The sequence below is a fragment of the Martinezella calliandrae genome, from assembly GCF_030272695.1.
In the GTDB taxonomy this organism is placed as follows: domain Bacteria; phylum Pseudomonadota; class Alphaproteobacteria; order Rhizobiales; family Rhizobiaceae; genus Rhizobium; species Rhizobium calliandrae.
Genome location: NZ_JARFYN010000022.1, coordinates 1 through 22,867, shown reverse-complemented (window position 1 = coordinate 22,867; position 22,867 = coordinate 1). Strand labels below are relative to the sequence as shown.

The following is a 22,867-nucleotide window of genomic DNA, read 5'->3' as shown; positions in this document are numbered from 1 at the left end:
CCAACCCTCTGTTTTTCCCGTTAGACTAGAAAGGAAATCCCGAGGCCACAAGGGGGAAAAGTCAGCCGGCATAAGCTTTCGCGGAATCACTGAAATTCGGGAGATCACGCGGCGGAAAAGGAGTCCGTGAGCGCACGCGATTGTGAACGGAAGTATCGCTTCCTGCGTGAATGCGGCGATGAGCTTTGCTAACATCCCGCCGTCTCATCTCGAACAATCTCCCGCCTGTTTTCGCCGCCCTGCCCAAGGGGCAAACTCAACCCGTGTTTTCCAAGGGTTTCACCATGCAGTACCAAAAATTCGGCAATACCGGTCTCAGCGTCTCGCGCCTTTGCCTGGGCACCATGACCTTCGGCGTGCAGATCGAGCAGGAAGACATCGCCCATGCCATTCTCGACAAGGCAACTGACGCCGGCGTCAACTTCATCGACACCGCCGACGTCTATCCGCTCGGCGGAGGCGAACAGCTTGCCGGACGCACCGAAGAGATCGTCGGCCGCTGGCTAAAGGGCAGGCGCGACCGCTTCATCGTCGCGACCAAGGCCGTCGGCAAGGTCGGTCCGTCCCCCTGGGATCAGGGCGCATCGCGCAAGCACCTTCTCGACGCGATCGACGCATCACTGCGACGTCTCGGCACCGACTATGTCGACCTCTATCAGCTCCATTCCGACGATCGTGAAACGCCGATCGACGAGACCCTGGAAGCGCTCGATGTCATCGTGCGCTCGGGCAAGGCGCGTTATGTCGGCGTATCGAATTTCCTCGCCTATCGGCTGGCCCTGGCGCTCGGCCGCGCCGACTTCCTGCGCACCGCCCGTTTCGTCTCGGTGCAGCCGCGCTACAATTTGCTGTTCCGCCAAATCGAGCGCGAGCTGCTGCCACTCGCAGAAGAACAGCACATCGCGGTCATTCCCTACAATCCGATCGCCGGCGGCCTCCTGACCGGGAAGCACAAGCATGACGTCGCACCGACAGAAGGCCGCTTCAGCTCAAAGATGCGTAGTGCCGGCGCCAACTATTTGCAGCGCTACTGGCACGAACGTGAATTCGCGACCATCGAAAAGCTACGCGGCATCGCCAATGAGGCCGGCCGTTCGCTCACCCAGCTCGCGGTCGCCTGGGTCGCCGCCAACCCGGTGATCACCTCCGCCATTATCGGCGCCAGTCGTCCGGAACAATTGACCGACACGCTCGCTGCCGTCGACGTAAAGCTCGATCCTCAGCTGAAGGCAAAGCTGGACGACGCGACGGTGGAATATCGCTGGGGCGACGCAATTCGCTGAATACGAGTTCGTCATTCATGCCCACGATACCGGCAGCCGTTTTGGTTGCCGGTTTTCATATGTAGGTTGGGCGATTGCCGGCGAAGAGATCGGCGTGGCTCCTCAGCAAGCGGGTCATGCGATCCACCACGGTGCGGATTTCGCGGCGGTGGCGATCGGCGTCGTTCATGACGATCCATTGCCCGTGCCGCAGAGGCGCGACCTCCTCGCCAACCCGTTCCAGCCGCGGCTCCAGATCTCCGACGAAGCAAGGAAGAACGGCAACGCCCGATCCCGCAAGCACCAGATCGTAAAGGGAGCGTGGCCGGTTGACCGTCACCGCGATCGCCTCGCGCTCGTTCTGATGCGGCCAGCGCAGATAGGCGGAGATCGCCTCTTCTTCGGCCACGGCGATCCAGCGTCTCGGTCCGGCAAAGCGCATGTTGCGCGCCTGGTAGGCGGCATAGGCAACATCGCCGGTCTTGACGGCTGCCAGATTAATCTCTTCCGGTTCAAAGGCGCGGATACCGATGTCGCTTTCGCGATGGGCGAGGCTGGCACGACGTTCGGCGAGATGGAGATCGATGCGGAAGCCGTCCCGCTCGCAGCAGATCGACGGCATGTTCTGGCTGAGCAGCAAGCCAACCCAGGTGCCGGCCGCGATCCGGACGATTGTCGCGCCCTGGGCATCGCGCTGCCAGCTATCGACCTTGCGCGCGGCGGCTTCCATCTCTAGCAGTTGGTCGAACAGTTCCTGGCCGTCGCCGGTCAGGACGTAGCCCGTCTGGCTACGCTGAAAGAGCGGGCGCCCGACCTGGCTCTCCAATTCCAGCATGCGCCGGCCGATTGTTGCCGGGCTCAAGCCGCTCGAAGATGCAGCGCCCGTCAGCCCGCCGCCGCGAGCGACGTCGAGGAAAAGCTGATAGGAATCCCATGTGGCATTTTTCATAGCTGAAAAACATAAGGCGAAAACGACTGTTTATAAAGAAAATTCCTCTGTGTAATTGAAAGGACGCTTTTCAACTTGGAGACTTCCCGTGACCGACAGCATCGCCTTAGCAAGAATTATCAAACTGCAGAACGAAGCCCGCCACGCTCAATGGCGAGGCAATGAGGACGCTTTCTACCGGGAATACGGCCATGACTCCTCGGCACTATTTACCTGGTTCGGGAACGCGCTCGATGCGGGCTATTCATGGCTCAAAAGGAAAAAGGCGGACCGGCCTTTGAGGACCGATCCGCCTGTGATGGTGACGATTGCTGCGCTCAGGCGGCTTCCGCCCGCATATAGCCTACGCCTTTTCCACCTTCGATCTTGAACTGCTGGATGAGATAGAGCAGCGCGTCCGCTTCGGAGGCCAGTTCGCGGCTGGCCGCCGTGGTCTCTTCGACCATGGCCGCATTCTTCTGCGTCATCTGATCCATCTGGTTGACAGAGGCGTTGACCTCCTGCAGCGCGCTTGCCTGATCATGGCTGGCGCGTGCGATCATTTCCACATGCTGGCTGATGGTGACGATCTGTCCGCTGATCTGCGCCAGCACAGAACCGGCTTCCTGGACGAATTGCGAGCCGGAATTGACTTCGTGGGTCGATTTGTTGATCAGCCCCTTGATCTCCTGTGCCGCTGCGGCCGAGCGCTGGGCGAGCTCGCGCACTTCCATAGCGACGACCGCAAAGCCCTTGCCGGCCTCGCCGGCGCGGGCGGCTTCGATGCCGGCATTCAGCGCCAGCAGGTTCGTCTGGAAGGCGATCTCGTCGATAACGCCGATGATCTGCTCGATCTGGCGCGACGCATCCTCGATGCGGGCCATGGCGTCGATGGCATTACCGACGACAACGGAACTGTCGTCGGCGCTGCGCTTGGCTTCACGTACGATCGCATCCGCATCCTTGGCACGCTCGGCAGACGCGCGGACGGTGACGGTGATCTCGTCGACGGCGGCGGCGGTCTCCTCCAATGAGGCGGCCTGCTGCTCGGTGCGTTTCGACAGGTCCTCGGCGGAGGCCGCCATCTGACTGCCGTTGCTCTGGATCATCTCGACATTGTCGCGCACCTGGCTGATGGTCTGTTGCAGGCGCGACAGCGAGCTGTTGAAATCCTGGCGGAGCTGTTCGAGGCGGCCGATGAAAGGCGTTTCGATCGTCGAAGAAATATCGCCTTGGGCCAGGCGCTCGAGACCGGCGGCGAGTTCGCTGACGGCGAAATCGATCTGGCGGTCGAGCTCGCGCTTGTCGGCATCGTTGCGCTGACGCTCCTGTTCGGCAGCCGCGCGCTCCTCGTCGCTCTGCTCCTCGATGCGGATTTTTGAGAGCGCATTTTCCTTGAAGATGCCAAGGGCGCGGGCCATGTCGCCGATTTCGTCGTGGCGCTGCTCGCCCGAAATCGCGGTTTCCAGCATGCCGTCGGCAATGCGGCGCATGGCGGCGGTGATCTGGCCGATCGGGCGCTGCAGGGTCAGGACCAGGGCGATGCCGCCGGCGACCGAGAGGATGATGCCGAGCGTAGTGGCAAGGATCGAGATGTAATTTGCCTGATCACGTTCAGTGCCGGCACTCTGCTTCTGCGTTTCGGCAAAGGCGGTGAGCTGGCCCCAGACCTGGTCGAGCTGCTGGCGGGCGCTTGCATATTCGGTAATGCGCTGAGCGATGGTGTCGACGAGCTTGCCGCCGGCTTCGTCCATCGACTTGATGGCGGGGCGGATGGCGGTGTCGATATCGCCGGTAAAATCCATTCCTTTGGCGCTCTGGTTGAGCGTATCCATGTCGCCGGCAAGCTTGGAAGTTTCCTGCCGCAACCGGACCAGATTGTCCTTATTGGTATTGGACGTAAAATCGGCGAGCACGAGCTGCAGCGAATAGATCGAGCTTTCGAGGCGGCGGGTGTCTTGCAGAACGGAATTGGTCTGGACAACACGGGCGTCCAGCTCGACAAATGTCGTCGTCGCCTGGCGCATCATCTGCGTTGCTGTCAGCTGCGTATAGGTCGAGGTCTGACGGAAGCGCGAGAGCAGCCGGCTGATACCGGCAACGGTATCGTCCGTCGGTGCATCGGCACTTTCGGTGAAGGCTGTAAGATCCTTGATCGTGCCCACCAGCGACTGGACGACGCTCTTCTGGTTCTGCGGCAACGCAAGATCGATGGAGCGCTGCGCCTTGTTCAGATCCGGCAAGCGGTCCTTCAGAAGCTTGACTTTGTCCGCAGGTGAGGCCGCCTTGTTGAAATCCTCCGCCACGGCGACCAGCATGTCGCCGCCTTTCAGCAGGCGATCGGCCGAACGCAGCGTCGAAGTCGCGTCGGCCTGGTCCTGGCGCATTCGGTCTTCCAACTGCTGGCCATTGAAATCGACATTGAAGCGAGTGCTGATCAGCGCTCTCTGTGCATCGTCGATCACTTTACGGAAGGCGACTTCCTGTTCATGCAGCGTCCAGAGCTTGGCGACGACGTTTGCCATGTCGGCGGTCTTGGTCGTCGCGTCCGTGAGATTGTCGCGGCCTTCCGCATCCTTGCCGAGCTGGTTGAGCGTTGCGTTCAAAACGCCCTGCTGCGAATTGATATCCTGATAAAGCTTATCGCGCTGCTGCTGATTGGTGATGCGGAGGAAGTCATCCATCGAACCGTAGAGATTCTTGAAGCCCGTCAGCGATTGCAGCACGCTGTTGGAGATTTCCATGCGCCCCTGCAGCAAGCCCGAAGCGTAAAGCCCGGTGAGGCCGACGGCGGAAATGCTGATGACGAAAGGTAGAACGAAGATCAGGACCTTCGTCTTGATCTTGAAACGAGACAGGATCTTGTCAATGAACATGGTGGCTCTGGCCTTTCATACATCGCTCCCCCTGCCGACGCCCGCACGGCGCTGACCGGATGCATAACCATCAATCTTGAGATGTTCGCAAGCGGGGGTCCTGACCAGCGCCAGGAGGCAATCATTGCTTTCGGCTCTACGTTGTAGAAGCACGCCCCAGAAAATCTTCGCGGATTGTGAGTCCGATTGATTAATTTTCGGATAAGGGGCTTCGGCAGGAAGCCGCAAGGCCTTCAATATCAGGGGAAAGCGCTGAAATGCGGGGGATACGAGGGCTCGGCCGAGAAGAGGTCCGGCGTGTGCACACATGCCGATCGCCGGGGGAAACGGCGACCAAAGCCTATCAGACCGATGATATCAGAAGCTGCGTAGCGCGAGGTAAGCGATGCAAGCAGCCGTGGCGCCGGTCGCCAGCATCAGCAGCCGGGTGGCGACCAACTTGGCATTGTCACGGGTTTGAGCAATTGCAATGGCGCGAGCGCGACGCTGTGTTCTGTTCATGAGCTTAAATCCCATTTTAACATTTGCAGGATAACCGGCAAAAGGCCGCTCCGGCAACAACCAATGTGTAGAATAAAGATGTAGGAATGGAAAACGCCGGAACCAGAGCATAGTCGTAATTGTCGCATGTCGCGAAAATTTGCTCGAAAGGAGTAGGACGTTGTTAGGTGTTCTACTTCTGCGGCACGACGTTCACGATCGCCAATTCCGTGACAATCTTGCCGAGCGCTTCAAGCCGCTTCGCCGGCAACATACCCGGAAGCCCAGGCCCACTGGAAGTTATAACCGCCGAGCCAGCCGGTGACGTCGACGCATTCGCCGATGAAGAACAGCCCGGGGATGGTTTTCACTTGCATCGTTTTTGAATCGAGGCAAGCGGTATCGACGCCGCCGAGCGTGACTTCTGCCGTGCGATAACCTTCGGACCCTGACGGCTTGATCGGCCAGGCTTGGACGGCGGCGGCAAGCTGCTGCAGGCGCCTATCTGGTTGATCGGCCATATTGCCCGACATGCTCTCCCCCTCGGCGAAATGCTGCGCCAGTCGCTTCGGCAATATCTCCGCCAGGGCCGTCTGCGCCGATTGCCGGCCATTGGCCTGCCGGGCTGTTTTCAGGGTGATGAAAATGTCGATATCGGGCTCGATTGCGACGGTGATCTCGTCCCCTTCCCGCCAGTAGGAGGAGATCTGCAGAATTGCCGGGCCACTCAAGCCGCGATGGGTGAAAAGTAGGGCTTCGCGGAACGCCGTCTTGCCATGGCGGATCTCGGCGGGCGCGGCAATGCCGGCAAGCGGGGCCAAACGCTGGAGAAGCTGCGGATCGAGGGTCAGCGGCACGAGGCCCGGACGCGTCTCAACGAGCGGCAGCCCGAACTGCTCGGCGACACGATAGGCAAAGCCGGTAGCACCCATCTTCGGGATCGACTTGCCGCCGGTGGCGATGACCAGGGAGGTTGCCTCCACGACGCCCCCCGACGTGGCGATGCGATAACCGCCGCCGGCAACGGGGTCGATGGCGCCGATTTCAGTGCGCAGCCGCAAATCCACGCCGGCGGACCGCATCTCGTCGGTCAGCATACGGATAATATCCTTGGCGCTGTTGTCGCAGAAGAGCTGACCAAGCGTCTTCTCATGCCAGGCGATGCCATGGCCTCCGACCATTGCCAGGAAATCCTTCGGCGTGAAGCGGGCCAAGGCCGACTTAGCAAAATGCGGATTGGCGGAGAGGAAATTCCTCGGGCCGGCGTGGATGTTGGTGAAATTGCAGCGGCCGCCCCCGGAAATGCGGATCTTCTCGCCCGGTGCAGCGGCGTGGTCGAGTACGGCGACAGATCGCCCGCGCTGGCCGGCGCCGATAGCGCACATCATGCCTGCGGCACCCGCGCCAAGAACGATCACATCATATCTGCCGGCCACGTTTCATTCCTTTATCGCTTGCTGCGCTGCAACGTCATTTTTCCATCATACGGCGAAAGTGCGATCGGTTTTCCCCTCGCCAATTGGCAAACTGTGGTTATGATGCGATCACCGATCAACGCAAATACGGTGTTTTATGGCCGCGAGAAAGACCCCGCTGAAAGCTTCCACGCCGGTCCCGAAAGTCGCAACAGTTCCCCCGAGTTTAAGATCGGCGCGCGGCGTGGCAAATTGGAAGGAAGCGGCTCAATGGCTGCGGGCGCGTGGGATCGAAGACATAGAATGCATCACGCCGGACCTTGCGGGCGTGCCGCGCGGCAAGATGATGCCGACCTCGAAATTCACCTCCAACACATCGCTGGCCCTGCCCTCGGCAATCTATCGCCACACGATTTCGGGCGAATATCCGGAGGAAACCGAGAGCTTCCGCTATGAGCCGCGCGATAGCGACCTGAAGCTGGTGCCTGATCTTTCGACGCTCTCCGTCGTGCCCTGGGAATCAGATCCGACGGCGCAGGTGATCTGCGACATCGTCAATTCAGATGGCGTGGCAGTGTCTTATACGCCGCGCAATCTCTTGAAACGGATCATGGGGCTCTATCGCGAGCGCGGCTGGAAGCCGGTGGTGGCGCCGGAGATCGAATTTTATCTCGTCGCCAAGAACGACGATCCGGATTATCCGTTGCATCCGCCGAAGGGCCGTTCGGGACGCTCTATCCTCGGGGGCCAGGGCTATTCGATCGCCGGCATCAACGAATTCGACGAACTGATCGACGATATCTATCACTTCTCCGAGAAGCAGGGGCTCGAGATCGATACGCTGATCCATGAAGAAGGTCCGGCGCAGCTCGAAATCAACCTGCGCCATGGCGACCCGATCGAGCTCGCCGACCAAGTGTTCATGTTCAAGCGCACCATCCGTGAAGCAGCGTTGAAGCACGGTATCTATGCCACCTTCATGGCCAAGCCGATCCAGAGCCAGCCAGGCTCGGCAATGCATATCCACCAGTCCGTGGTCAACATCGAGAGCGGCAAGAACGTTTTCACCAATCCGGACGGCAGTCCCTCGCCGGAATTCTTCCACTTCATCGGCGGTATGCAGCGCTATGTGCCGAACGCGCTGGCGATGCTTGCGCCCTATGTGAACTCCTATCGGCGTCTGGCGCCGAACATGTCCTGCCCTGTCAACAATGCCTGGGGCTACGACAACCGCACGACGGCTTTCCGCGTGCCGGTTTCCGATGCGCAGGCGCGCCGCGTCGAGAACCGATTGCCGAGCTCGGACGCCAACCCGTATCTGGCGCTCGCTGCCTCGCTCGGCTCCGGCTTGCTCGGCATCATGAAGAAGGTGGAACCGACGCCGCCGACGGAGGATTCGGCCAATGAAGGCTCGATCGACCTGCCGCGCGGCCTTCTCGAGGCCATTGCGCTCCTCGAAGACGAGCCGGCTTTTGAAGAGGTTCTGGGCAAGGACTTCATCGACATCTATGTCGGCGTCAAGCGCGGCGAATTCGAAACCTTCATGCAGGTGATCAGCCCCTGGGAGCGGGAATTCCTTCTGCTCAACGTGTGAGGGAGGCCGGCCCATGACATTGCAGGAACCATGGCAGAGCCCGATCGCGCCGGGCCTTTCCTGGTATCAGGCAACCGTCGGGCCCCGCCCGGCCTATCCGAGGCTCGACGGCTCCCGCCGCGCCGATGTTGCCATCATCGGCGGCGGCTACACCGGCCTGCAGGCCGCCTGCAATCTTGCCAAGGCCGGCGTCGATGTCGCACTGATCGACGCCAACCGCTTTGGCGACGGCGCATCCGGTCGCAATGGCGGCCAGCTCGGCACGGGCCAACGCTCATGGCCGGAAGAGCTGGAGGCGAAGATCGGCTTCGAGCGCTCCAAGGCGCTGTTCGATCTTGCCGAGGATGCCAAGCGTTACCTTTTCGATTTTGCCGCAGAGCATAATATCGACATCGACTTCATGCCCGGCCAGATGAATGTCACGCACAAGCGGAGCTACAAGCGCGACTATATGGAGAACGCCGAAATCGCCGCGATGCGCTACGGCTATGCGCATGTGAGCTTCATGGATCAGGCCGAAACCCAGGAGCGGCTTGGCTCCAAGTTCTATCTCTACGGCGTGAGGGACGTGGGTACGGGTCATATCCATCCGCTGAAACTGCTCATCGGCTTGGCACGGGTGGCGAAGGCCGCCGGTGCATCGATCTTCGAAATGACACCGGCAAAGGCGATCCGCCAATCTGCCGGCAAGACGTTGATCGAGACCGACAGCGGCACGATCACCGCCGACCGAGTCCTGATCGCCTGCAATGGTTATATCGGCAATCTGGAGCCGGTGACCGCGAGCCATGTCATGCCGATCCGCTCCTTCATCGGAGTGACGGAACCGCTCGACAAGTTTCCTGATGTCCTGCCCGGCGGCGAAGCAGTGGCGGATTCGCGGTTCGTAGTGCGTTATTTCCGAAAATCGAAGGACGGGCGTCTGCTGTTCGGCGGGCGCGAGGCCTATACGTCCGATAATCCGCGCGACATAACGCAGCACATCCGCCGCCAGATCGCCGAGATCTACCCTGCCCTCGGCAATATCGCTATTACCCATGCCTGGGGCGGATCGGTCGGCATCACCATGCCGCGACAGCCTTTCGTGCGCGAGGTCATGCCGGGCGTCACCTCCATCGGCGGCTATTCCGGGCACGGAGTCATGCTGTCAAACTATTGCGGTAAACTTTATGCGAAAACGGTCCTCGGGAACGCCGACGACCTTGCTCTATTCAAGGCGTTGAACGTCCCGCCCTTTCCCGGCGGTGCCCGCATGCGGGCGCCTCTTCTGTTCCTGGCGCTCTCGTGGTTTGCGTTGCGCGACAGGTTTTAGACACAGAATGGATTTCCTCCTGCGGCAATCCGCTCTAAAAGCCGAGTCTGAATTTTGCGATGCACACTGGCCTTTTTAAATCGATTAGATTAAAAGGGGCCTTAACCAAGACCGATTGAGAGATAGCTCATGAGCAGCCAAATCATTCCCGTTGAACCATTTGACTATGTCGTTTTCGGCGGCAGCGGCGACCTTGCTGAACGCAAACTTCTGCCCGCCCTCTATCATCGTCAGATCGAAGGTCAATTTTCCGAACCGACCCGCGTCATCGGCGCATCGCGCAGCGCGCTCTCGCATGAAGAATACCGCAAGTTCGCCGAAGCCGCTTTGAAAGAGCACCTCAAGAAGGGCGAATACGACGAAGCCGAAGTGAAGAAATTCTGCGCGCGCCTGTTCTACGTGTCAGTCGACGCCAAGACGGATGCCGGTTGGGATCAGCTCAAGAAGATCCTGGACGAGGGCAAGGATCGCGTACGCGCCTTCTACCTCGCTGTCGCTCCCGGCATTTTCGGCGACATCTCGCAGAAGATCCACGATCACAAGCTGATCACCAAACAGACCCGCATCGTCGTCGAAAAGCCGATCGGCCGCGACCTTGCTTCCGCCCTGCAGCTCAACGACACGATCGGCAAGGTCTTTAAAGAGGAGCAGATCTTCCGCATCGACCACTATCTCGGCAAGGAGACCGTGCAGAACCTGATGGCGCTGCGCTTTGCCAATGCGCTTTATGAGCCGCTGTGGAACGCCGATCATATCGATCACGTGCAGATCACGGTTGCCGAATCGGTCGGCCTCGAAGGCCGTGCCGGCTACTACGATACGGCCGGCGCACTGCGCGACATGGTGCAGAACCACATCCTGCAGCTCCTCTGCCTAACGGCGATGGAAATCCCCTCCTCGATGGATTCCGAAGCCGTCCGCGACGAGAAGCTGAAAGTTCTGCGCGCGCTGAAGCCGATCGACGCTTCCAATGTCGAGCAGTCGACTGTGCGCGGCCAATATCGCGCCGGCGCGTCGGCAGGCGGTCCGGTCAAGGGCTATCTCGATGAACTGGAAGGCGGCGTCTCCAACACTGAAACCTTCGTCGCCATCAAGGCCGAAATCGGCAACTGGCGCTGGGCCGGCGTGCCGTTTTACATCCGCACCGGCAAGCGTCTTGCCGGCCGCATGTCGGAAATCGTCATCACCTTCAAGCCCATCCCGCACAACATTTTCGATCAGGCCGCCGGCCGCATCGTCGCCAACCAACTGGTCATCCGCCTGCAGCCGGATGAAGGCGTCAAGCAGTCGCTGATGATCAAGGACCCAGGCCCGGGCGGTATGCGCCTGCGCAACGTCTCACTCGACATGAGCTTCGCTTCGGCTTTCAACGTTCGCAATCCGGACGCCTACGAGCGTTTGCTGATGGATGTCGTTCGTTCCAACCAGACGCTGTTCATGCGCCGCGACGAAGTGGAAGCCGCGTGGAAATGGGTCGATCCGATCCTCAAGGGCTGGGAAGAGGCCGGGCAGCAAGTGCAGGGCTATACCGCCGGCACCTGGGGTCCGAGCCAGGCCATCGCGCTCATCGAGCGTGACGGCCGCACCTGGCACGACGATATCTAAACTGGGACGACGACGATGACAGCGAACATGAATGCTTTCGCCAATGGTGCAGAACTCGCCGGCAAGCTCGCGGACAAGGTGGCCGAGACGCTCTCGGCCGCCATCGCCGCGCGCGGCTCCGCAACTATTGCGGTCTCCGGCGGTTCGACGCCGAAGGCCTTCTTCCAGGCGCTGTCATCGCGCTCGATCAATTGGAGCAAGGTGACGATCACACTTGTCGACGAACGGTTCGTGCCGGCTGACAATCCGCGGTCGAACCATCTGCTCGTCCAGGAAAACCTGCTGATGGACAAGGCTGCGTCGGCACAGTTCTTTCCGCTCTACCAGGCTGTGGCTTCCGTCGAAGAGGCCGCCGTCATCGCTACGGAAAAGACCAAGAGCATTGGCTTTCCCTTCGACGTCGCGATCCTCGGCATGGGCAATGATGGCCACACGGCCTCCTTCTTTCCAGGCGGGAGCAATCTCGCAACCGCGCTTGATCCAAAGACCTCGCGCGGCATCATCACCATGGAAGCTGAAGGAGCCGGCGAACCCCGACTGACGTTTACCTTCTCCAGCCTTCAGGATGCCCGATTGCTGGTGCTTCATATTGAAGGAGAAGGCAAAAAAGACGTTCTCGCCAAGGCCGAAGCGCCGGGCGATGAGACCGAGATGCCGATCCGCGCCGTGCTGCGTCGGGCCGCCTCTCCGGTCGAGATTTATTGGGCTCCCTGACGGGCCGAACGGCCATCATCGGACCCTGAAGACACAGCAACCACTGCTGCGCCGTGCGCCCGAGAGGGCGCGCCGGCGATGCAGTGACATTTGAAGCCTGCGCCTAGTCCTTTCCCAAGATAAGATCGAACTCGATCTTCGGGGTTATGCGCAAGAACAGACGGAGGCAGATCGAGCATGGCCGCTGACGCACGCATTTCCGCGATTACCACACGCATCGTCGAGCGTTCGAAACCGACACGCGAGCGCTATCTGGACCGCCTGCGCAACGCCGCGACGGCTGGCGTCCAGCGTTCCGTGCTTGGCTGCGCGAACCTCGCCCATGGCTTCGCCATCTGTTCGCCCTCCGAGAAGGACGCGCTGGCGGGCGACCGCGTACCCAATCTCGGAATCATCACCTCCTATAACGACATGCTCTCGGCGCATCAGCCCTTCGAGACCTATCCGGCGATCATCCGCGAGGCGGCGGCAGAGGCCGGCGGCATCGCGCAGGTCGCCGGTGGCGTGCCGGCGATGTGCGACGGCGTCACGCAGGGACAGCCGGGCATGGAGCTGTCGCTGTTCTCGCGTGACCTGATCGCAATGGCAGCCGGCGTCGGCCTGTCGCACAATATGTTCGACGCGGCCGTCTTCCTCGGCGTCTGCGACAAGATCGTGCCCGGACTGGTCATCGCCGCACTTTCCTTCGGCCATCTGCCAGCTGTCTTCATTCCCGCCGGCCCGATGACTTCCGGCCTGCCGAACGACGAGAAGTCGCGCGTGCGCCAGCTCTTTGCCGAAGGCAAGGTCGGCCGCGCCGAACTGCTGGAGGCCGAATCGAAGTCCTATCATGGCCCCGGCACCTGCACCTTCTACGGCACGGCCAATTCCAATCAGATGCTGATGGAGATCATGGGCTTCCATATGCCCGGCGCCTCCTTCGTCAATCCCGGCACGCCGCTGCGCGAAGCACTGACCCGCGAAGCCACCAAGCGGGCGCTCGCCATTACCGCCTTGGGCAACGAATTCACGCCTGCCGGCGAGATGATCGATGAGCGCTCCATCGTCAACGGCGTCGTCGGCCTACACGCGACCGGCGGCTCGACCAATCATACGATGCATCTAGTCGCCATGGCCCGCGCAGCCGGCATCGTGCTGACCTGGCAGGACATTTCCGAGCTTTCCGACATTATTCCGTTGCTGGCCCGCGTCTATCCGAACGGGCTTGCCGATGTGAACCATTTCCATGCTGCCGGTGGCATGGGCTTTCTGATCAACGAGCTACTGAAGAAAGGGCTGCTGCACGACGATGTCCGCACCGTCGCCGGCCAGGGGCTTTCCGCCTACTCGATCGAGGTGAAGATCGGCGCCGATGGCAGCGTCGTCCGCGAGCCGGCGCCGGAAAAGAGCGGCGATCCCAAGGTACTGACAGGCGTCGACACGCCGTTCCATACCACTGGCGGCCTGAAGATGCTGCGCGGCAATATCGGCAAGGCGGTAATCAAGATCTCCGCCGTCAAGCCGGAGCGCCATGTGATCGAGGCACCCGCCGTCATCTTCCACGATCAGCTGGAAATGCAGCAGGCGTTCAAGGACGGCAAGCTCAACCGCGATTTCGTCGCTGTCGTCCGCTTCCAAGGCCCGAAGGCAAACGGCATGCCGGAGCTACACAAGCTGACCCCTGCGCTCGGCGTGCTGCAGGACCGTGGCTTTCGCGTGGCACTGCTGACCGATGGACGCATGTCCGGCGCGTCGGGCAAGGTGCCGGCCGCGATCCACGTCACGCCGGAGGCCGTCGATGGCGGCCCGATCGCTCGCATCCGGGACGGAGACATCATCCGCATTGACGCGATCGCCGGCACGCTGGAAGTGCTGGTCGATGCCGCCGACATGGCCGAACGCGATCCTGTCGTCGCCGACCTCTCCTCAAACGAATTCGGCATGGGCCGCGAGCTTTTCGCCCCCTTCCGCCACAGCGCCGGCCCGGCCGATCAGGGCGCCAGCGTTCTCTTTCACCATTGAGGGGATAACAGCCAAAAAAAGAGCCCCGCGCGACGACGCTGCGCGGGGCTCTTTTTTCTTCGGTTCAAATCAGGCGCGGATATCGAGCACGCGGTCGCGATGCGATGGGTGGGTGCTGTAGACGAAGATCTTGTTCATTTCCTTCTCCGACAGCAGGCGCAGGAAACGGACCTCGATGGTGTTGTTGGGGAATATCTTCATCAGCATGCAGCCGACTTTGGTGATGCGGGCATCGGGGATGTCGAGATAGAATTGCTTCGGCAGATTATATTGGGTGAGGATCGCCAGGATCGCGCTGCTCTGTGAGATCCGGATGATGTCACAGCGGCGTGACGCGAGGTTCATGACGCCTTTTTCCGTATATTCGATGCGTGCTGCGTTCATCGTATCCTCCATTTTGTACCGCACCTCGCGGTCGTACATGAAAGATTCTTCTTTGTTGAGGTAATGGTGGCCAGGATTAGCCGTGCCGGAAGCTGCCATCGTCGTAAATCCCTAAAGTATATCGCGATGTGCAGGCTATCAGTGGGGATTTAACAGAAGGTTTGGAAGCGCTAGACCAAGTGCATTTTATTAGATTGCTATATTTGGACTAGCGCTCCCGCGCCTTTGGAAGGATGCTTATTGCTTACGATAGGTGTGGCCTTCAGCATCGAAGAGATGCAGCTTCTGCCTATCGGCCGCAAAGCGCATCTTCTGCCCGCGCTTGACGTCCGCGATGCCTGGGATCTTGACGATGATCGGCTCACCGTTCGCCAGACCTTCGATATAAAGTTGCGTGACCTCGCCGAGGGCTTCGACGATGGAGACCTCGCCTTCGAAGAGGTAGTTCTCATCGGTGGCGACCCGCAGGTCTTCCGGGCGAACGCCGAAGCTCGCGGTCTTGCCCTGCTCGGATGCCGCCGTGGGGATGTCGAGCGTCACCGCCTTGCCGCCCGCCAGCGTTACAGTCGTCGTCGCGCCTGTTCCGGTGATCATCGCCGGGAAGATGTTCATGGCCGGCGAGCCAATGAACTTCGCCACGAAGAGATTGGCCGGATGCTCGTAGAGCTCGAGCGGCGCGCCGACCTGCTCGACGCGACCTGCCGACAATACGACAATGCGGTCGGCCAGTGTCATGGCCTCCACCTGGTCGTGGGTGACATAGATCATCGTCGTCTCGGGCATGGAGTCGCTGAGCTTGGCAATCTCGATGCGTGTCGCTACGCGCAACGCGGCGTCGAGGTTCGACAATGGTTCGTCGAACAGAAAGACTTTCGGGTTGCGGCAGATGGCGCGACCGATGGCGACACGCTGGCGCTGACCACCCGAGAGAGCCTTGGGGAGACGCTCGAGATATTGCGTGAGTTGCAGGCTCGCCGCCGCGGCGCGGACGCGACGGTCGATCTCCCGCTTGTTTTCCTTGGCGATCCGCATGCCGAAAGCCATGTTATCGTAGACGGTCATATGCGGATAGAGAGCGTAGGACTGGAAGACCATCGCGATGCCGCGCCTCGACGGCGGCACCTCGTTGACCTTCTGCCCGGCGATGAGCATGTCACCGGAGGTGATGCTTTCGAGCCCGGCGATCATGCGCAGCAATGTGGATTTGCCGCAACCGGACGGCCCAACGAAGACGATGAATTCGCCCTCCTGGATGTCCAGATCGATACCGTGCAGTACATGCACATTTCCGTATGATTTCCGGATGTCCTTTAGAACAAGTCCCGTCATCTGTGCTCTCCTCCCCAAAAGCTCAGGCAAGGCGCGCGAAATATGCGCCCCAGGCCGGAATATCGATCTGATTGCCGTAGTTGTTGCTCGTGAAACCGTGCCCGGCCAGTGTCTGCCAGCTCCCCTCAGGCAGGGTTGCCGCAGCCTCCGTCGCGCTCATGTTGAACATGCAGAGGATGGTTTCGTCGCCATAGTGGCGAGTATAAACCAGCACATCCCCCCGCGGTTCCGTGAAGGCGATCTCGCCCTTGGCAAAAGCCGGGTGCTGCTTGCGAAAGGCGAGGAAGCGGCGATATTGCTCCAGCACCGAATTCTCGTCGCCGTGCTGCACGCTGACGGCACGCAGGATATGCTCCACCGGCACCGGCAGCCAAGGCTTCACCGTCGAGAAGCCGCCCTGGGTGACCTGACTGTCCCAGACCATCGGTGTGCGGCAGCCGTCTCGGCCCTTGAATTCCGGCCAAAACTGGATGCCGTAGGGGTCCTGCAGATCCTGATAGGCGAGATCGGCCTCCGTCAGGCCGAGCTCTTCGCCCTGATAGAGGCAGACTGAGCCACGCAGGGTCAGGAGCAGGGCCGCATATTGCTTGGCAAGCGCATCGCGATCGGCGACCAGGCTGCCCCAGCGGCTGACATGGCGCATCACGTCATGGTTCGAAAATGCCCAGCATGCCCAACCATCCGGCGCGGCTTCGGCAAAATCCTTCATCACATCTTCGACGCGCTCCGGCGACAGGGGGTCCGGCGCCAGAAATTCGAAGGCATAGCACATGTGCATCTTGTCGTTGCCGGAGGTATATTCGCCGACGATCTCAAGACCGCGCTGGCTATCGCCGACTTCGCCGACGGCGGCAATGGCCGGATATTCGTCGAGCACGGCGCGGAATCGCTGCAGGAACTTCAGGTTCTCCGGGCGGTTCTTGTCGTAGAGATGCTCCTGGAAGTTATAGGGATTGACCGCTGGCGCGGTCGACGCGTTTCGGCGCGATGGCTCCAGCGCCGGATTATCACGTAGCTCCCTGTCATGGAAATAGAAGTTGATGGTATCGAGGCGGAAGCCGTCGACGCCCCGGTCGAGCCAGAAACGCACGACGCCCAGCAGTCGTTCCTGGACCTCCGGATTATGCAGGTTCAGGTCCGGTTGCGAGATCAGGAAGTTGTGCATGTAATACTGCATGCGTGTCGGATCCCAGGCCCAGGCAGAGCCGCCGAAGATCGACAGCCAGTTGTTGGGCGGCGTGCCATCCGACTTAGCGTCGGCCCAGACATACCAGTCGGCCTTGGGATTGTCCTTGCTCGAACGGCTTTCGACAAACCAGGGATGGCGGTCGGAGCTGTGCGACAAAACCAAATCGATCATCACCTTGATGCCGAGGCGGTGCGCTTCCGTCATCATGACATCGAAATCGGCAAGCGTACCGAAGATCGGATCGACATCTTCATAGTTGGAGACGTCGTAGCCGAAATCACGCATCGGCGACGTGAAGAACGGCGAAATCCAGATCGCATCGACACCAAGGGCGGCGATGTGCGGCAGCCGAATGGCGATGCCTTTGAGGTCGCCGATGCCGTCACCGTTGGAGTCCTGATAGGAGCGCGGATAGATCTGATAGATCACTGCTCCGCGCCACCAGTCTTTGTCCACCGTCGAAATCGATTGAGAGGCAGTGCTCATGCTGAATAGGTCCTGTATGGTTGGAAAGGTATTGGATCAGCCCCCCTTGACCGATCCAGCGAGCAGACCGCGCACGAGATAGCGCTGCAGACCGAAGAAGACGAGGAGCGGAATAAGAATGGTGACGAAGGCCGAGGCCGTCAGGATTTCCCAATTGCCGCCGCGCGAGCCGAGCAGAGCGTTCAGGGCTGCCGTCAGGACGAGATGATCCTTGTCGGTGCCGAGGAACACCATGGCGATTAGAAGGTCGTTCCAGACCCAAAGGAACTGGAAGATCGCGAAGGAAGCGAGCGCCGGAAAAGACAGCGGCAAGATGATCTTGACGAAAATGTCGAAGTCGCTAGCGCCATCGACGCGGGCGGATTCGATGATTTCCTTCGGCAGGCCGGCAATGTAGTTGCGCAGCAGATAGATGGCGAGCGGCAGGCCGAAGGCGGTATGCGCCATCCAGATGCCGGGATAGGTCTTTGACGGTACGCCAAATACCTGGCCGATATCGTTATAGATGCGCAGCAGCGGGATCAACGACATCTGCAGCGGCACGACGATGAGGCCGACAACGACCGCGATCAGCACCGCTCGACCGCGAAAATCCATCCAGGCAAGCGCATAGGCCGCGAAAGCCGCAATCAGGATCGGGATGATCGTTGCCGGAATCGTGACCGTCAGCGAGTTGATGAAGGATTGGCCAATGCCTTCGCCCGTCAGAACCGTCCGGTAGTTGTCCTTCGTGAACTCCGGCGGCGTCGCGACCGTCAGATACACGCGTCTGGCGCGCTCATCCGGGGCGAAGGCGCCGTTCTTCTGAAGACGATAGGTACCATCGGAATTGATGATTAGGCTTTGGCCTTCGCCGAGGTCGGCCGGCGACCCAGCCTGATAGGCAGCCGGTTCCTGGACACGCAGGCCAAACGCCCTGATCCTGCCGCCACTATTGTTGCTGCCTTCGAAGACATTGCCTGCGATGACATAGTTGGCGCCGTCCTGAGTTGCCTTGTCGGGACCAGCAAGCCGGACGGCGATCGTGCGCGACGAGCCGGCGAAAGCGGTCCACCAGCCGGAGACGGCAATCTGGTCCTTGTCGCGCAAGGCCGTGACGAAGATGCCGAGCGTCGGGATCAGCCAGATGACGACGATAAGCAGCACCGCGAAATGAACGAAGAGGCGAGCAGGGCCGATACGGCCAAGGTTTCCAAGCATGTTAGCGGCCCTTCGTTTCTGCGTTTGCGCGACGGATGTTCCAGATCATGATCGGGGTGACCGCAACCATGATGACCAGCGCGATGACGGCACTACGCCCGGAATCAAAGCCTCGGAACGCCCAGTTGAACATCAGGTTCGCAAGAACCATCGTATCCCACTGACCGTTGGTCATGGTCAGAACGATGTCGAAAACCTTCAAGACGAGGATAGTGATGGTGGTCCAGACCGTGGCGATCGTACCCCAGACCTGCGGTACCATGATCTTCCAGAAGATCTGCCAGCCATTGGCACCGTCGATGACCGCCGCTTCGATCGTTTCCTCCGGAATGCCGCGAAGAGCGGCCGACAGGATGACCATGGCGAAGCCGGTCTGAATCCAGATCAGCATGATCATCAGGAAGAAATTATTCCAGAAGGGGATGGTGATCCAGACCTGGGGCGTGCCGCCGAAGAGCTGTACGATCGCGTTTAGCAACCCGATCTGAGTGTCGGTGCCGCCGCGATATTCGTAGATGAACTTCCAGATGACGGACGCGCCGACGAAGGAGATCGCCATCGGCATGAAGATGACCGCCTTGGCGATGTTGCCCCACCAGATGCGATCGGTCATGACGGCAATAACGAGACCGAAGAAAGTGCAGGCAGCCGGCACCACCGCGAGCCAGAGGATGTTGTTGAAGATCGACTGGCGGAATTCGGTATCGTTGACGGCCCAGGCGTAATTGGCGCCGCCGACAAAATGGTTGCCGTCAGGACCATAGAAAGACAGGATGAGCGTCGCAACCACAGGATACATCAGGTAGACGCCGAGAAGGATGAGTGCCGGTCCGAGGAAAAGCCAGGGGCGGATCAGGCCACGGCGACGCAGATTGACTGCGATCCGGTGAACATCGCCACCCTCTTTTGTTGGGAAGATTATCTCCAGCAGCTTGTTAGAAAAGAGAAAATAAGCGGCGCAAACTGCAACGCCGAATATCATGGCTCCAATCGCGGTCAGTATCTGCGAAATCATTCTTCCCTCCCGGATTATTGCTTGCTTGAAGCCGCCCGTCCGGCGGGTCAGCGCCTCACAAAAGCGCCGGCCGCGACAGGGTAGATCGGCGTCGCCGGGAAATGCCGGCGACGCGCTTCCGCGATGTTTTGATTACTTAATGGAGTCCCACGTCTTCTGGATTTCGTCGGCGGAGTCCTGAGCCGACTTGCCGCCGACGAAGTCCACCATACCGGTCCAGAACGAGCCAGCGCCGATCTTGCCCGGCATCAGGTCGGAACCATCAAAGCGGAAGGTGGTGGCGGTCGTCAGGATCTCGCCTTCCTTCCTCAGGGTATCGTTGGCGTAGGCTGCCGTGCTGACGCCCTTATAGGGGGTCAGGAAGCCGGACTGCGCCATCCAGATTTCCTGGGCGATTGGCGTCTGCAGGAACTCGATGAAGGCGCGAGCGGCCTTCGAGTCTTTGGTGATCGTTGCCAGCGTGCCAGCGCCTTCGACCGGCTTGCCGAGTTCAGGATGCGAGGCAAAGGGCGGGAAGTAGAAAAAGTCCACATCCTGGCCGAGCTTAGTGCCTTCTGGGAAGAAGGATGGGATGAAGGATGCCTGCTTGTGCATGTAGCACTTCGGCGGAACCGTGAAGAGACCCTTCGGGCTGTCGCGGAAGTCCGTCGAGGCAACGGCTGCGACGCCGCCTGCAACGTATTTCGGATTCTTCGCGAACTTGCCGAATTCATCGATAGCGGCGACGACCTTCGGATCGTTGAACTTCAGCGTATTGTCGACCCAGTGATCGTAGTCCTGCGGCGTATTCATGCGCAGCATCAGATCTTCGACCCAGTCGGTTGCCGGCCAGCCGGTCGCACCACCCGAACCGAGGCCGATGCACCAGGGCGTGCCGCCGTCCTTGACGATCTGATCGGAAAGCTTGATCAGGTCCTCCATGGTTGTCGGAACCTTGTAGCCGGCTTCCTCGAAGTTTTCCGGGACGTACCAGACCAGCGACTTCAGATCGGCCTTGTACGGGAATGCGTAGAAAGCGTCCTTGCCGTCCTTGCCCTTATAGGTGCCGTAGCTGACCCAGCTATCGCCAGCACCGTAGTTCGTCTTGACCCAATTGGCGAGATCGTCACCGAGCGGCGTCAGGTAGCCCTTGCTGGCGAGGTTGGCGAGCAGGCCCGGCTGCGGCAGGATCGCGACGTTCGGCGGCGAACCGGCTTGAGTGTCGATGACGATCTGCTGCTCATAGTTTTCCGAGGACGAGTATTTGGCGTCAACGCCGGTCGCCTCGACGAAATAGTTCAGAACGCTGGTAAAGAGCCCTTCGTCTTCGCCGCGCCACGGACCGAAGATGGTCAGCGTCTCACCCTTCAAATCCGCATGGGCCGACTTAAAATCGTCAAAGCTCTTCCAGTTGAACTTGGAATCCTGGCCGGGTTGGAACTTCAAATCCGCAGCCAGAGCCGAACCGGCTGCCAAGGCTGCAACGGCGACGGTCATTAAAAACAATTTCTTCATGTGGTTGTCCTCCCAAATCAATCCCACGAGCCCGAACATGATTAGCATGTTGCGCGCCCATTTCTCAAAGCGCTTTGGCTACTCACTCATTCCATTGCGGGCAGAGCAAAGTCAAGCGAATTTGTGAATTTGGCTAATATACACCCAAATCTCGCGACGCAGCATGAAATTGAGCATCATTATTTCGCAATTCGCCTTGTTTCAAATGCGCCGCCTGCTACATAGTCAAAAGCGCTTTGGGAAACAGTCGCATGGCAGGAGGAGGCCATCGGCCGCAGACAATGAGCAGATGGAGGAGCGGAGCCACGTGAATCTGAAGCAGCTATCGCAAATGTTAGGCCTGTCGCAGACCACGGTCAGCCGTGCTTTGAACGGATATCCGGAGGTCAATCGCGAAACCCGCGAGCGAGTGCTCAAAGCGGTTCGGGAAACAGGTTATCGTCCCAACAGGGCGGCGCAACGTCTGGCGACCGGCAAGGCCGGTTCAATCGGTCTGGTCATGCCGACGGCGCCCGGCCATCCCTCCGACGTGCATTTCAGCGAGTTCCTGACCGGCCTTGGCGAAGAGGCTTTGCGGCATGATTTCCATTTCGTTCTGACACCGGCCGACCCCAACGACGAGGTCGGGGCGCTGAAGCGGCTTGCCGCCAGCGGCAACGTCGACGCTTTGTTCGTTACCTACATGCGCGGCCATGATCCGCGCGTCGACATGCTGAAATCACTATCCATGCCCTTCCTGGTGCATGGACGGTCCTTTGGGACTGAACCGGATTATCCCTATCTGGACATCGACAACGAGGCCGCCTTCTACGACGCCACGAAATTGCTGCTGCAGCTTGGCCACAAGCGTTTTGCGCTACTGAACGGTCCGATTTATCTCGATTTCGCCATTCGGCGAAAAAACGGCGTGGTCGCAGCACTTGCCGAACGAGGTCTGACGCTGGACGAAACCTATGTCAGCCATACGCCGATGACCGATGAACAGGGCCTCTTTGCTATGGAGCGCATCCTGCAGCTGGATGAGCAGCCAACTGCTATCCTCTGCTCCAGCACCGTACTGGCGCTCGGCGCGGTGCGCGCCATCAACCAAGCGAAACTGAAGCTCGGCGAGGATATTTCGCTGATCGCCCACGATGACGTGCTGACGCTGTTGAAGCCGGAGAATTTCACCGTGCCGCTGACGACCACGCGCTCATCGCTGCGCGCCGCCGGCACGCGCGTCGCAGAGCGGCTGATCGGCGAGATCAAGCAACTCGAAACGTTTCCCAAGCAGGAACTTTGGAAGACCGAACTCATCGTGCGCGCCTCGACCGGCGTGGCACCGGCCGAGTAACCCGTTTTGCTGGCATGTTCTTATCCGAAATCGCTTCGCACTTTTCGCCGCCCGGTCCTCCGGTTCGGGATCATGCCCCAGGCGTCAGAACTTTGGCACCTTTCTGCCGGCTGCACGATGGGCGGCAATGGATGTATTGGCCATCAGCATAGCGATGGTCATCGGGCCGACGCCGCCAGGCACCGGGGTTATGGCGGCGGCAACTTCCGCAGCCTCAGCAAAAGCGACGTCCCCGACCAGGCGGCTCTTG

General features: G+C 60.1%; 17 protein-coding genes and 1 pseudogene. 7 read left to right on the top strand and 11 right to left on the bottom strand.

Annotated elements, in window-relative coordinates; translation table 11 throughout:
* The first annotated feature begins 284 nt into the window (after nucleotides 1-284).
* Entirely contained in the window at nucleotides 285-1,283 is a 999-nt protein-coding gene (locus PY650_RS17885; RefSeq protein ID WP_285880797.1) for an aldo/keto reductase, read from the top strand.
* A gap of 55 nt (nucleotides 1,284-1,338) precedes the next feature.
* On the opposite strand, the gene PY650_RS17880 is transcribed toward PY650_RS17885, so the two are convergent.
* The 4 genes from PY650_RS17880 to PY650_RS17865 form a co-directional block, all read right to left on the bottom strand.
* Nucleotides 1,339-2,211, bottom strand: coding sequence for a LysR family transcriptional regulator (locus tag PY650_RS17880; protein ID WP_285880796.1), 873 nt, complete (start codon nucleotides 2,209-2,211; stop codon nucleotides 1,339-1,341).
* Nucleotides 2,212-2,528: 317 nt separating this feature from the next.
* Nucleotides 2,529-5,066, bottom strand: coding sequence for a methyl-accepting chemotaxis protein (locus PY650_RS17875; protein ID WP_285880795.1), 2,538 nt, complete (start codon nucleotides 5,064-5,066; stop codon nucleotides 2,529-2,531).
* A gap of 357 nt (nucleotides 5,067-5,423) precedes the next feature.
* A complete protein-coding gene (locus PY650_RS17870) occupies nucleotides 5,424-5,567 on the bottom strand; it encodes a hypothetical protein (RefSeq protein ID WP_285880794.1) in 144 nt (47 codons plus the stop codon).
* Between the two features lie 230 nt (nucleotides 5,568-5,797).
* Nucleotides 5,798-6,982, bottom strand: a complete 1,185-nt coding sequence (locus PY650_RS17865; RefSeq protein ID WP_285880793.1) for a BaiN/RdsA family NAD(P)/FAD-dependent oxidoreductase — start codon at nucleotides 6,980-6,982, stop codon at nucleotides 5,798-5,800.
* Nucleotides 6,983-7,118: 136 nt separating this feature from the next.
* On the opposite strand from PY650_RS17865, the gene PY650_RS17860 reads away from it, so the two are divergent.
* The 5 genes from PY650_RS17860 (at nucleotide 7,119) to edd (ending at nucleotide 14,187) form a co-directional block, all read left to right on the top strand.
* On the top strand, nucleotides 7,119-8,555 hold the full coding sequence (locus PY650_RS17860) for a glutamine synthetase family protein (RefSeq protein ID WP_285880792.1): 1,437 nt from the start codon (nucleotides 7,119-7,121) through the stop codon (nucleotides 8,553-8,555).
* Between the two features lie 13 nt (nucleotides 8,556-8,568).
* Nucleotides 8,569-9,867 carry an NAD(P)/FAD-dependent oxidoreductase gene (locus PY650_RS17855; protein ID WP_285880791.1) on the top strand — a complete coding sequence of 433 codons (1,299 nt, stop codon included), beginning with the start codon at nucleotides 8,569-8,571 and terminating at the stop codon, nucleotides 9,865-9,867.
* 129 nt (nucleotides 9,868-9,996) lie between these two features.
* Complete coding sequence (gene zwf / locus PY650_RS17850) at nucleotides 9,997-11,472, top strand: glucose-6-phosphate dehydrogenase (protein ID WP_285880789.1); 1,476 nt, start codon at nucleotides 9,997-9,999, stop codon at nucleotides 11,470-11,472.
* Between the two features lie 15 nt (nucleotides 11,473-11,487).
* The gene (gene pgl / locus PY650_RS17845) at nucleotides 11,488-12,186 is read left to right on the top strand and encodes a 6-phosphogluconolactonase (RefSeq protein ID WP_285880786.1); all 699 of its coding nucleotides are present in this window, start codon (nucleotides 11,488-11,490) and stop codon (nucleotides 12,184-12,186) included.
* A 177-nt stretch (nucleotides 12,187-12,363) separates the two neighbouring features.
* The gene (gene edd, locus PY650_RS17840) at nucleotides 12,364-14,187 is read left to right on the top strand and encodes a phosphogluconate dehydratase (RefSeq protein ID WP_285880784.1); all 1,824 of its coding nucleotides are present in this window, start codon (nucleotides 12,364-12,366) and stop codon (nucleotides 14,185-14,187) included.
* A gap of 69 nt (nucleotides 14,188-14,256) precedes the next feature.
* Here edd and PY650_RS17835 read toward each other — a convergent pair whose 3' ends face one another.
* The 6 genes from PY650_RS17835 to PY650_RS17810 form a co-directional block, all read right to left on the bottom strand.
* Nucleotides 14,257-14,670 (bottom strand): hypothetical protein, encoded by a 414-nt coding sequence (locus tag PY650_RS17835; protein ID WP_285880782.1) that lies wholly within the window; start codon nucleotides 14,668-14,670, stop codon nucleotides 14,257-14,259.
* A gap of 138 nt (nucleotides 14,671-14,808) precedes the next feature.
* Nucleotides 14,809-15,900, bottom strand: coding sequence for an ABC transporter ATP-binding protein (locus PY650_RS17830; protein ID WP_285880780.1), 1,092 nt, complete (start codon nucleotides 15,898-15,900; stop codon nucleotides 14,809-14,811).
* A 22-nt stretch (nucleotides 15,901-15,922) separates the two neighbouring features.
* On the bottom strand, nucleotides 15,923-17,575 hold the full coding sequence (gene bglA, locus PY650_RS17825; protein ID WP_285880778.1) for a beta-galactosidase BglA: 1,653 nt from the start codon (nucleotides 17,573-17,575) through the stop codon (nucleotides 15,923-15,925).
* Between the two features lie 36 nt (nucleotides 17,576-17,611).
* Nucleotides 17,612-18,775, bottom strand: coding sequence for a carbohydrate ABC transporter permease (locus PY650_RS17820; RefSeq protein WP_285880776.1), 1,164 nt, complete (start codon nucleotides 18,773-18,775; stop codon nucleotides 17,612-17,614).
* Between the two features lies 1 nt (nucleotide 18,776).
* Nucleotides 18,777-19,790, bottom strand: a complete 1,014-nt coding sequence (locus tag PY650_RS17815) for a carbohydrate ABC transporter permease (RefSeq protein ID WP_285880774.1) — start codon at nucleotides 19,788-19,790, stop codon at nucleotides 18,777-18,779.
* 132 nt (nucleotides 19,791-19,922) lie between these two features.
* On the bottom strand, nucleotides 19,923-21,284 hold the full coding sequence (locus tag PY650_RS17810) for an ABC transporter substrate-binding protein (RefSeq protein ID WP_285880773.1): 1,362 nt from the start codon (nucleotides 21,282-21,284) through the stop codon (nucleotides 19,923-19,925).
* Between the two features lie 307 nt (nucleotides 21,285-21,591).
* Here PY650_RS17810 and PY650_RS17805 point away from each other — a divergent pair, with 307 nt between their 5' ends.
* Complete coding sequence (locus PY650_RS17805; protein WP_285880771.1) at nucleotides 21,592-22,617, top strand: LacI family DNA-binding transcriptional regulator; 1,026 nt, start codon at nucleotides 21,592-21,594, stop codon at nucleotides 22,615-22,617.
* Between the two features lie 84 nt (nucleotides 22,618-22,701).
* On the opposite strand, the pseudogene PY650_RS17800 reads toward PY650_RS17805, so the two are convergent.
* Nucleotides 22,702-22,867 (bottom strand): annotated as a pseudogene (locus tag PY650_RS17800) (bifunctional methylenetetrahydrofolate dehydrogenase/methenyltetrahydrofolate cyclohydrolase); the annotation flags it as partial.